11 protein-coding genes are annotated in these 10,678 nt (G+C 72.1%); 4 read left to right on the plus strand and 7 right to left on the minus strand.

What is annotated here, in order from left to right; all coding sequences use genetic code 11:
• Positions 1-190 precede the first annotated feature (190 nt).
• Positions 191-1,462: an erythromycin esterase family protein gene (locus HDA43_RS29600; RefSeq protein ID WP_179827496.1), complete on the plus strand. Its 1,272-nt coding sequence runs from the start codon at positions 191-193 to the stop codon at positions 1,460-1,462.
• A 71-nt stretch (positions 1,463-1,533) separates the two neighbouring features.
• Here HDA43_RS29600 and HDA43_RS29605 read toward each other — a convergent pair whose 3' ends face one another.
• The 6 genes from HDA43_RS29605 to HDA43_RS29630 form a co-directional block, all read right to left on the minus strand.
• Complete coding sequence (locus HDA43_RS29605) at positions 1,534-2,280, minus strand: copper homeostasis protein CutC (protein WP_179827498.1); 747 nt, start codon at positions 2,278-2,280, stop codon at positions 1,534-1,536.
• A complete protein-coding gene (locus tag HDA43_RS29610; protein ID WP_312873669.1) occupies positions 2,277-3,200 on the minus strand; it encodes an asparaginase in 924 nt (307 codons plus the stop codon). The genes HDA43_RS29605 and HDA43_RS29610 overlap by 4 nt, the downstream gene beginning before the upstream one ends.
• A 124-nt stretch (positions 3,201-3,324) precedes the next feature.
• Positions 3,325-4,149, minus strand: a complete 825-nt coding sequence (locus tag HDA43_RS29615; protein WP_179827500.1) for an amino acid ABC transporter permease — start codon at positions 4,147-4,149, stop codon at positions 3,325-3,327.
• Positions 4,146-4,790 carry an amino acid ABC transporter permease gene (locus HDA43_RS29620; protein ID WP_179827502.1) on the minus strand — a complete coding sequence of 215 codons (645 nt, stop codon included), beginning with the start codon at positions 4,788-4,790 and terminating at the stop codon, positions 4,146-4,148. The genes HDA43_RS29615 and HDA43_RS29620 overlap by 4 nt, the downstream gene beginning before the upstream one ends.
• A complete protein-coding gene (locus HDA43_RS29625; protein ID WP_179827504.1) occupies positions 4,790-5,707 on the minus strand; it encodes a glutamate ABC transporter substrate-binding protein in 918 nt (305 codons plus the stop codon). The genes HDA43_RS29620 and HDA43_RS29625 overlap by 1 nt, the downstream gene beginning before the upstream one ends.
• Before the next feature lie 21 nt (positions 5,708-5,728).
• A complete protein-coding gene (locus tag HDA43_RS29630; protein WP_179827506.1) occupies positions 5,729-6,457 on the minus strand; it encodes an amino acid ABC transporter ATP-binding protein in 729 nt (242 codons plus the stop codon).
• A 104-nt stretch (positions 6,458-6,561) separates the two neighbouring features.
• Here HDA43_RS29630 and HDA43_RS29635 point away from each other — a divergent pair, with 104 nt between their 5' ends.
• Both HDA43_RS29635 and HDA43_RS29640 read left to right on the plus strand, forming a co-directional pair.
• On the plus strand, positions 6,562-7,704 hold the full coding sequence (locus HDA43_RS29635; protein WP_218912680.1) for an ROK family protein: 1,143 nt from the start codon (positions 6,562-6,564) through the stop codon (positions 7,702-7,704).
• A 296-nt stretch (positions 7,705-8,000) separates the two neighbouring features.
• Complete coding sequence (locus HDA43_RS29640) at positions 8,001-8,537, plus strand: hypothetical protein (protein ID WP_179827508.1); 537 nt, start codon at positions 8,001-8,003, stop codon at positions 8,535-8,537.
• A 60-nt stretch (positions 8,538-8,597) separates the two neighbouring features.
• Here the strand turns inward: HDA43_RS29640 and HDA43_RS29645 are convergent, their stop codons facing one another.
• Positions 8,598-9,026 (minus strand): aldo/keto reductase, encoded by a 429-nt coding sequence (locus HDA43_RS29645; protein WP_246424752.1) that lies wholly within the window; start codon positions 9,024-9,026, stop codon positions 8,598-8,600.
• Between the two features lie 29 nt (positions 9,027-9,055).
• Between HDA43_RS29645 and HDA43_RS29650 the strand changes: the two genes are divergently transcribed.
• On the plus strand, positions 9,056-10,576 hold the full coding sequence (locus HDA43_RS29650; protein ID WP_179827512.1) for a recombinase family protein: 1,521 nt from the start codon (positions 9,056-9,058) through the stop codon (positions 10,574-10,576).
• Positions 10,577-10,678 lie beyond the last annotated feature (102 nt).

Here is a 10,678-nt window from a genome sequence, read left to right on the forward strand (position 1 = left end):
CGGTTGAAGGGGAAGGCGCCCTCCGATCTTCGCGACCCCGGGCGCACGAGGGGGACCACGCCGGGCGGTGTGCGCGCCGCCCGCCGCGTTCCGGCGCGGAGGGGGAGGACGAGACCCGGATCGTCCGGAGGCCGGGCGGTCCCCAGCGAAACGGATCTGGAAAATGGACGAAACGGATGAGGTTCGGGGGATGGCCCTTCCGCTGGCGGAAGCGGCCGACCTCGACCCTCTTCTCGACCGCATCGGCGACGCCCGGTGCGTGCTGCTCGGCGAGGCCACCCACGGAACGCACGAGTTCTACGCCTGGCGGGCCGCGCTGACCCGCCGCCTCATCGAGGAGCGCGGCTTCTCCTTCGTGGCGGTGGAGGGCGACTGGCCGGACTGCTGGGACGTCCACCGCTCGGTCACCCTCGCCCGGGGTGCGCCGGAGGACCCGCAGATGGTCCTGGACGCCTACCGCCGCTGGCCCACCTGGATGTGGGCCAACGCCGAGACCTCACGCTTCTGCCGCTGGCTGCGGGCCCGCAACGCGGCCCTGCCCGCCGGGGAGCGGGCGGGCTTCTACGGCCTGGACGTCTACAGCATGTGGGAGTCCCTGCGGGCCATCATGCTCTACCTGCACGAGCACCACCCCGAGTACACGCAGCACGCCGTGGAGGCCTACCGCTGCTTCGAGCCGTACAACGAGGACCCGCACGCGTACGCCCACGGCACGCGACTGGTGCCCGAGGGGTGCGAGGACGAGGTGATCGCCCTGCTGAGCGAGGCCCGGCGGGCCGTCCACACCGAGGCCGCGGATCCCGCCGAGGCCCTGAACGCCCGGCAGAACGCCGAGGTGGTGGCCACCGCCGAGGAGTACTACCGGTCGATGATCAACGGCGGCGCGGAGTCGTGGAACATCCGCGACACCCACATGGCCGACACCCTCGACCGCCTGCTGGGCGTCCACGGCGACGGTGCGAAGGCGGTCGTGTGGGCCCACAACACCCACATCGGCGACGCCAGGGCCACCGACATGGCGCACGGCGGGATCATCAACCTCGGCCGGCTCGCCCGGGAGCGCCACGGCCGGGAGAACGTCGTGCTGGTCGGCTTCGCCACCGCCTACGGCGAGGTGGTCGCGGCCCCCTCCTGGGGGGCGCCCATGGAGATCATGACGCTGCCCCCGCCGCCCCGCGACAGCCTGGAGGGACTGCTCTGCGACACGGCGACCGACCTCGACCACCGCGCCCTGTTCATCTTCTCCGACCAGCCGGACGCGCACTGGCTGACCACCTGGCACGGCCACCGCGCCGTCGGGGTGGTCTACGACCCGATCCGGGAGCGGCGCAACTACGTGCCCAGCATGATGGGCGACCGCTACGACGCGCTGCTGTGGATCACCCGTACCTCGGCCCTGCAGGCGCTGCACATGGAGAGGGAGCGCCGGGGCGAGCTGGAGACCATGCCCACGGGCGTCTGACATCCGGCGCCCGGAAGCGCCCGGTGAGCCCCGCGGGGCTCACCGGGCGCTCCCGGCGGGGCGCGGCGGCGTCAGGCGCCGGCCGCGGTGATCACTTCCGAGACCAGGCCCGGCGAAGTGACCTGGCGGGCGTACTCGGGCCGGCGCAGCTCGCCGCCCATGAACGGGTGGGGGTTGCGGTGCGTCGCCGGGCTGGGCGCGTCCACCAGCGCCGCGAAGTGGATCTCCCGCGCCCCCGTCGCCTCGACCACGCGGCCGACGTTGCGCGGGGTGATGCCGCCGCCCGGCATCACGACCAGGCGGTCGCCGGCCCGCTCGACCAGCGAGGCGATCAGCGGCGCGCCCTCCAGCGCCGTGGTGTCCTGGCCGGAGGTGAGCACCCGGTCCACGCCCAGGCCGGCCAGCGTCTCCAGGGCGGCGAACGGGTCGGCCGTCATGTCGAAGGCGCGGTGGAAGGTGACCGACAGGTCCCCGGCCGCGCCGATGAGCCGCCTGGCGACCTCGGTGTCCACCTCGCCCGACGGCGTCAGCGCGCCGATCACCACGCCCTGCGCGCCCGCGTCGCGGATGGTGGCCACGTCGCGCTCCATGGCGGCGATCTCGTGCTCGTCGTAGATGAAGTCGCCGCCCCGGGGGCGGATGATCACATGGACGCGGATCGAGGAGACCGCGGCCAGGGTCGCCTCGACGGTGCCGAGGGTGGGGGTCAGGCCGCCGTCGAACAGGGCCGAGCACAGCTCCACCCGGTCCGCCCCGGCCTGCTCGGCCGCCAGCGCGCCCGCCGTACTGTCAATGCAGATTTCATACTTAAGACTCATTTTTCCCCCAAAATACGGATCTCGCCGACGGGGACGCCGCCGCCGAGCACCGGAACGTTCTCGAACCCGGCCGCCGGCGCCACGTCGGCGCCCGCGGCCCGCAGCGCGGCCAGCGCGATCGCCGTCGTGGCCCGCGGACTGCCGTCGATGACCTTGACCGCCGCCGCGTGCCCGCTGCCGAGCGCCGCCACCAGCACGCCCTCGGCCCCGCCCTTGACCACCGCGCCCGGCAGCGCCTGCATCAGCGTCGTGTTGACGTGCCCGGCGCCGCCGACGTACTCGGGGTGCTCGCGCATCGCGTCGGCGACCGCGCGCGGCGCCGCCCCCTCCGGCGCGGTCACCAGGGCCCGCGCCGCCCGGGCCAGCCCGGTCAGCGACAGCCCGAACAGCGGGGCGCCGCACCCGTCCACGGCGACGTGGGCGCTCTCCTCGCCCGACAGCTCCTCGACCGCCTCGCGGACCCGCCGCTGCAGCGGATGACCCGCGTCGAGGTAGGAGGCGGTGTCCCAGCCGGAGGCCACCGCCGCCATGAGCATCGCGGCGTGCTTGCCCGAGCAGTTCATCCGCTCGCGGGAGGGCCCCTGCCCGGCCCTGATCAACGCGTGCCGGGCGGCCTCGTCCTCCGGCCAGTCGGCGGGACAGCCCAGGGCGTCGAACCCGAGCCCGGCCTCGCCGAGCATCTCGGCGACCAGCCGTACGTGCGCGTCCTGACCGGTGTGGCTGCCGGCGGCGATGGCCAGGCTCGGGCCGCGCAGCGCCGCGCCCGACAGCAGGCAGGCCAGTGCCTGGAACGGCTTGGCCGACGAGCGCGGCAGCACCGGCACGTCCGGCCGGCCCAGGGAGACGGCGACCTCGCCGCCGGGCCCCAGGGCCACGGCGCTGCCGTAGTGGACGCTCTCGACGAACCCCGAGCGCACCACCTCGGCGAGCGCGACGAAACCGGACCGTTCGACCGGGGACGGGCCCCCGGGGGACGCGGCGGGCGCGGCGGTGTGCGGGCTCCCGGCGGACGCGGACCCGGTCAGGGACGGGTCTGCGGCGGCTTCACACACGGGCGAATCTCCTTCGGGGCGGGCGGACGCCCGGCCGGCGGGCCTCCAGGACGCGGGCGAGTTTGGACAGCGACGCGTTGACCACCAGGTAGATCAGCGCGACGACGATGTAGGTCTGGATCAGCAGGCCGTTGTAGGTCGCCAGGACCTTGCCGCTGTAGAGCAGCTCGGCGTAGCTGACGACGAAGCCGAGCGAGGTGTCCTTCAGCAGGCCGACCGACTGGCTGACGATCGACGGCAGCACACGCCGGGCCGCCTGCGGCAGCACGATCATCCGCATGGTCTGGCCCTGGGTCAGCCCGACCGCCAGGCCCGCCTCGCCCTGGCCGCGCTCGACCGACAGGATCCCGGCCCGGAAGATCTCGGCGAACGCCGCCGCGTTCGACACCGCCAGCGGCACCACGAGCTTCCAGAACAGCGGCAGGTCCAGCCCGTAGCGGGGCAGCGCGAACAGCACGACGTAGACCAGCAGCAGCGCCGGGATCGTCCGTACCGCCTCCACGTACGCGGCGGCGGGCAGGCGGACCCAGCGGCGCCGCGACAGCCGGCCCAGCGCCAGCGCCAGCCCGGCGGCCATCGCCAGCGCGGCCGAGACGACCGCCGCCAGCGCCGTGGACCACAGCCCCGACAGCAGGTAACGCCACATCGGCCAGGTCGCGTACGGCTGCCAGCGCGCCGCGTCGAGCTGCCCGTTGGCCGCGAACTGCCGTACGGCCAGCGCCAGCAGGGCGAGCACCGCGACGGTCCCCGCCACGGTCGCGATCCGGATCCGGCGGCGGGCACAGGGGCCGGGCTCGTCGAACAGCAGGTTGCTCATCGGACCATCCCCAGCCGCCGTTCGAGCCGTCCGGTGACGAACCCGGCGCAGGCGGCGATCAGCGCGTAGGCCAGGCCCGCCCCGACGAAGATCGGGATGGGCTGGGCCTCCGCGAGGTTCACCCGGTTGGCGGCGGCGGTCAGGTCCACCACGCCGACCGCCGCGGCGAGCGAGGTGTTCATCGTCAGCGCGATGAAGACGTTGCCGAGCGGCTGGATCACGGTGCGCAGCGCCTGCGGCAGCACCACGTGGCGCAGCGACTGGCCGAAACTCAGCCCCAGCGCGCGGGCCGCCTCACCCTGCCCGGCGGAGACCGCGTTGACCCCCGAGCGCAACGCCTCGGCGATGTAGGCGGCCTCGTACAGGGCGATCACCACGACGGCCGTCGTCAGCAGGCCGGCCTTGATCCCGATCTCCGGGAGCCCGAAGACGGCCAGCACCAGCAGGACCAGCAGGGGTAGGTTCTGGAAGGTCTCCACGTACGCCGTGCCGATCGCGCGCAGCACCCCGACCGGGCTGACCCGCATCGCGGTGATCACGAGCCCGACCGCCGCGGCGCCGGCGAACGACGCCGCGGTGAGCTGGAGGGTGACCAGCAACCCCTCCCAGAACTCGGGCAGGTGGTCGAGGACGGCCGACATCAGGAGCCCGGCACCGAGCCGATCTGCGGCGGCGCCGGGGCCTCACCCTGCACGACCGTGCCGAGGGAGTTCTTCCAGATCCGCTGCCACAGCCCGGAGCCCTGGGTCTTGGTCAGCCAGTCGTTGACGAACTTCTTGAACTGGTCGTCGCCGTGCTTGAGGCCGATGCCGTACGGATCGCTGGTGAACGGCTTGCCGACGACCTGGATGGACGGGTCCTTCTGCGCGTCGGCCACCAGCAGCGTCTCGTCCTGGACGTAGGCGACGCCGCGGTCCTGCTTGAGCGCCTGCACGCACTCGGGGTCGCTGCCGAACGTCACGATCTTCGCCTGCGGCGCGGCCTTCTTGATCGCGGGGATGGCCGGGGTGTTGGCGCCCGCGATGACGGTCTTGCCGTTGAGGTCCTCCGGCTTGGTGATGCCGGTCGTGTCCTTCTTCACCGCGATGCTCAGGCCCGAGGAGTAGTACGGCCCGGCGAAGGACACCTGCTCGGCCCGCTCCGGGGTGATCGTGTAGGTCTGGAAGACCACGTCGACGGTGCCGTTGGCCAGCAGCGCCTCACGGGTCTCCGACGCCGAGTTGACGATCTTCACCTTGGGCTCGCCGATGATGTACTTGGCCAGCGCCTTGCCCATGTCGGCGTCGAAGCCCTCGACCTCGCCGCTCACCGGGTTCTGCTGCGACAGCAGCGGAGCGTCCAGCGAACCGCCGACGATCAGCTCACCCCGCTTCTTGATCTTCTCCATCGTGGAGCCGGGGAGGATGTCGGCCGCCGCCGCGACCGGCGCGTCGGCGAGCAGATCACCGGCCTTGGGCTCGCCCGGCACCGCCGGGGCGGCCGAGTCGGTGCCCGAACAGGCCGACAGACCGATCATCGACACGGCGGCGACAGCGGCCACCCGCTTCAGGGAGACCATCGGGCCCACCATCCTTTGCGATCAGTGCGTGAGTACCTTGGCCAGGAAGTCCCTGGCCCGGTCCGTCTTGGGGGCTTCGAAGAAGGCGTTCGGCTCGCCGGTCTCGACGATCCGGCCGCCGTCCATGAACACCACCCGGTCGGCGGCCCGGCGGGCGAAGCCCATCTCATGGGTGACGACGACCATGGTCATGCCGTCGGCGGCGAGCCCGACCATCACGTCCAGGACCTCGCCGACCATCTCCGGGTCGAGCGCCGAGGTGGGCTCGTCGAAGAGCATCACCTTGGGCCGCATGGCCAGCGCCCGTGCGATCGCCGCGCGCTGCTGCTGACCGCCCGACAGCTGCGCGGGCAGCTTGCCGGCCTGCTCGGCGATGCCGACGCGCGCCAGCAGCTCCCGGCCGGTCCGCTCGGCCTCGGCGCGCGTGACGCCGCGCACCTTCATCGGCGCGAGCATCACGTTCTCCAGCACGGTCTTGTGCTGGAAGAGGTTGAAGGACTGGAAGACCATGCCCACGTCGGCCCGGAGCCGGGCCAGCTCGCGACCCTCGACCGGGGCGGGCACCCCGTCGATGAGGATCTCGCCCGAGCCCGCGCTCTCCAGCCGGTTGAGGCAGCGGCACAGCGTGGACTTACCGGACCCCGAGGGGCCGATCACCACGACGACCTCGCCCCGAGCCACCTCGAGGTCGACGTCGTGCAGCACATGGTGATCGCCGAACCATTTGTTCAGCCCTTTGACCTGGATCATCGCCAACTTCCTTCGAAATCGAAGACAAGCCGGAACGTAATGGATGATTCTGGCGGAAGTCAACACATTGCCGTAGTAAGTCAGGCCGTGGTATTCCTTCTGCCATGACAGGCAAAGAGAGGTTGCCCGTGCGGGGCGCCCAGGGCGACCTCCTGCGTCTTGTCGCCACCGGCCAGGCCGAGTCACGCGCCGAACTGGCCCGCCTCTCCGGGCTGGCGCCCTCCAGCGTCTCCCTGCGCGTCGAGGAACTGCTCGACGCCGCGCTCCTCGTCGAGGAGGGTGCGGGCACCTCGCGCGGCGGGCGGCGGCCCCGGCGGCTGCGCGTCAGCCCCACCGCGGGACTGCTCGCCGTCGCGGACCTCGGCGCCCACCACGCCCGCCTGGCCCTGCTCGACCTCAGCGGCGTCCCGCTCGTCGTCGAGGAACGCCCCTGCGACATCGCCCTGGGCCCGGAGACCACCCTGGACTGGATGGCCGCCGCCTTCGACGACCTGCTGCGCTCCCACGCCCCGCCCGGGGTCCCGCTACGCGGCGTCGGCACCAGCGTTCCCGGCCCCGTCGACCCGGCCACCGGCCGGGTGGTCTCCCCCTCCCGCATGCCGGGCTGGAACGCCTTCCCCGTCGCCGAGCACCTCGGCGCCCACTACGACCTGCCCGTCCTCGTCGAGAACGACGCCAACCTCATGGCCGTCGGCGAGGCCCGCGCCTGGCCCGGCTGCGACAACCTCATGGTGCTCAAGGCCGGCAGCGGCATAGGGTGCGGCCTGATCGTCGAGGGCCGCCTGCACCGGGGCAGGGGAGCGGCCGGCGACATCAGCCACGTCCGGGTCCGCGCCGACTCCTCGGCCATTTGCTCCTGCGGCCACCCCGACTGCCTGGAGGCCTACGCCAGCGGCGCCGCGCTGATGGGCGCGCTCGCCGACCGGGGCTTCGCCGTGCACCGGCCCGCCGACGTCGCGGCGCTCGTCGCCGACGCCGTGCCCGAGGCCACCGCCCTGGTCAGGAACGCCGGCCGCCTCATCGGCGAGGTGCTGACCGTCCTGGTCAACTTCATCAACCCCGACGCCATCGTGGTCGGCGGCAGCCTGTCCGGCGCCGAGCCGCTCATCTCGGCGGTCCGCGCCGCCGTCTACGAACGGTGCCTGCCGCTGGCCACCCGCGACCTGGAGATCGCCGTCACCCGCACCGGCCCCGACGCCGCGCTGCTCGGCGCGGGCTCCCTGCTCCTGGACGCCGTCCTCGCCTGACCACCGTTCCCCGCGTGTCCGGCATGCGTGCCCAGCGTGCCGCTTCCCGCGCGTCCGGTGTGCGTTCCCCGCGCGTCCGGCATGCCGTTCCTCGTCCGGAGCCACGGAGCCACGGAGCCACAGAGTCGCGGCTCGACGCCTCCGCCGGAGCCCCGCGACGATGACATGAGCCACCCCGGTGAGCGCGGCCGATCTTCCGTTGTTACGCTGCCCGCGGCGGACATGGCCTCTTTCGCGGGAGGAACGGGACACCCGGGAAATCCGGCTCCGCCGTCGCCCAAGGAGGTTTTCGGCTGATGGCCCTGCCCACCCACTGGGGCGTCCGCCCCGAGGAGACCGCGCGCCCCTACCCCTGCGACGACTGCATCCCGGCCCCCGGCGGCACGTGGTTCCGCGCGGTCTCGGTCCAGGCCCCGCCGGAGGTCGTCTACCGCTGGCTCTGCCAGATGCGCGTCGCCCCCTACAGCTACGACCTCCTGGACAACCTCGGCCGCAGGAGCCCCCGCGCCCTCACCCCGGGCGCGGAGAACCTGGCGGCCGGCCAGCGGATCATGACCATCTTCGAGCTGGTCTCCTTCACCCCCGGCCGGGACATGACCCTGCGGATGCTCCCCGGGCCGGGCCGCCGGCTCTTCGGCGACCTCGCCCTCACCTACGACGTCCGTACGGACGACTCCGGCGCGACCCGCCTGACGGTCAAGGCCCTGCTCGGCGCCGAGAGGGGGACGCTCAACGAGGCACGCCGCCGCGCCCTGGCCTGGGGGGACCTGCTCATGATGCGCAAACAGCTCCTGACCTTCCAGACCCTGGCGGAACGGCAGGCCGCCGCCTGAACCCGCGGAGCCCACGGGGCGGCCGGACGGCGGCTCGGGTTCAGCGGGAGGCGCTCACCTTCAGAGGGCGACGGCGCGCGGACGGTACGGCTCAGCCAGGAAGCCGACCTCCTTGTCCGTCAGGTCCACCTCCACCGCCGCCACGGCGTCGTCCACGTGCCCGGCCCTGGTCGCGCCGATGATCGGGGCGGCCACGCCGGGCTGCCGCAGCAGCCACGACAACGCCACGCTCGCCGGGGCGACACCGCGCTCCCGGGCCACCTCGGCGACCCGGTCGAGGATCTGGGAGTCGTTCTCCGCGTCGCCGTAGAGGGCGCCGATGCGCGCGTCGCTCCCGGCGCGCGCGGTGCCCCGTTCCTCCTGCCTGCCCGCGCGGGCGAGCAGACCCCGGGCCAGCGGGCTCCACGGGATCATCCCCACACCCTGGTCGAGGCAGAACGGCACCATTTCGCGCTCTTCCTCCCTGTAGAGAAGGTTATAGCTCTGCATCTCAGGCATGATGTTGGCCGGAGGTGCACATGAGCCCGTCGAATCCCCCCGTCCCCGTCGTCTCCTACGCCCGGATCTCCGCCGACCTGAGGCGCGACGAACACGGCGTGCAGGACCAGCACAGGGTCAACCGGCAGACTGCTGAACGGTACGGCTGGACCGTCGTCCACGAGTTCACCGACAACGATAAGTCGGCGGCCAAAGAGGGAGTCGTCCGCGACGACTTCGAGGCGATGCTACGCGCGCTGCGCGCCGGAAAACTGCCGAACGGCACACCTGTTCAGGGCGTGGTGATCGTCGCGGAAGACCGGCTGGCACGCCGTCCCGGCGACTACGAGCGCTTCGTAGAGGCGATCACCTTCCAGGACGGGCGGGTGTTCGCCGACGCGCGGGGCAGCAAGGATCTTTACAGCGAGGACGTGGAGAGCATGGGGCTCTTCGGAGCCGTGATCTCCAAGATGGAAGTCCGCAAGATGCAGCGCCGTATGCGCCGCTCGCACCGTTCCCGGGCGGAGGAGGGGAGACCGTCAGGAGGGCCGCGCCCCTTCGGGTGGAACGAGGACCGGCTGACGCTCAACGAGAGGGAGGCCGATCTCCTCCGGCAGGCCGCGAAGGACTTCCTTGCGGGTCACTCGCTCCATTCGATCATCCGAGGGTGGCAGGCTCTCGGCGTCAAGACCTCGCTCGGCAACGACTGGGCCGTGGCCTCGCTCAAGGTCGCCCTGAAGAATCCCCGCATCTGCGGACTACGGGAACTCGGCGGGGAACTCGTGCGGGACGCGGGCGGGGAACCGATCCGGGGCAAGTGGGCCGCGATCATCACCGAAGAGGAGTGGGCCGCGATCCGGGCCGTCTTCAACGCGCGCAAGGGGCACTTCGTCACCCGGGACATGGAGATCGGCAAGGCGCATCCGCCGGACTACCGGGACCCCACCTATCTGCTGTCGGCCATCATCCGCTGCGGCCGGCCGCGCCCGGACGGAACCCTCTGCAACACGCCGCTGCGCGTCAACGTGCGGAAGAACGCGACGCACCACGACTACACGTGTAGGAGCAAGGCGGAGGGTGGCTGCGGAGGTCTCTCCCGGCGCGGTGACCTGGTGGACGAGTACGTCTCCGAAGCGGTGCTGGCCAAGCTCGAAGAGAGGTCCTTCGCCGCATCGGCAGAAGGCTCCACCTGGGACGGCGAAGCGAAGCTGGAGAGCGCCAAGGAGCGCCTTGAGGAACTCACCCGGCAGTGGAACACCGGAAAGATCAGCAATGACCTGTTCTTCAAACTCGCGCCCGGCCTGGAAAAGGAGATCGCCCGACTCCGTACCGAGCGCGCGAACCTCGCCGCGTCCGCCGAACTGCGGCAGGCACGAGCCAACACGGACGTGGCGGAGATCCGGCGGCGGTGGTACCTGCCGGAGAGGGACGGCGGGCTGCCCATCTCCACCAAGCGCGCCTACATCCGGGAGGCGCTGCACACTGTGATCATCCATCCCATCGGCCGGGGCCAGAAGATCTTCAACCCTGACCTTCTGGAACCGATATGGCGTGAGGACTGAGCACGGGACGTCCTGGACGTCTTCCGCCTCTTCCAAGGCTGTCGGCCTTACCGAAAGGCGACAGCCCTCTTTCTTTCGCCGCCGATTCCCCGGTGACGGACG

Origin of the sequence: Streptosporangium sandarakinum, assembly GCF_013409935.1 — a bacterium.
In the GTDB taxonomy this organism is placed as follows: Bacteria; Actinomycetota; Actinomycetes; order Streptosporangiales; family Streptosporangiaceae; genus Streptosporangium; species Streptosporangium nondiastaticum.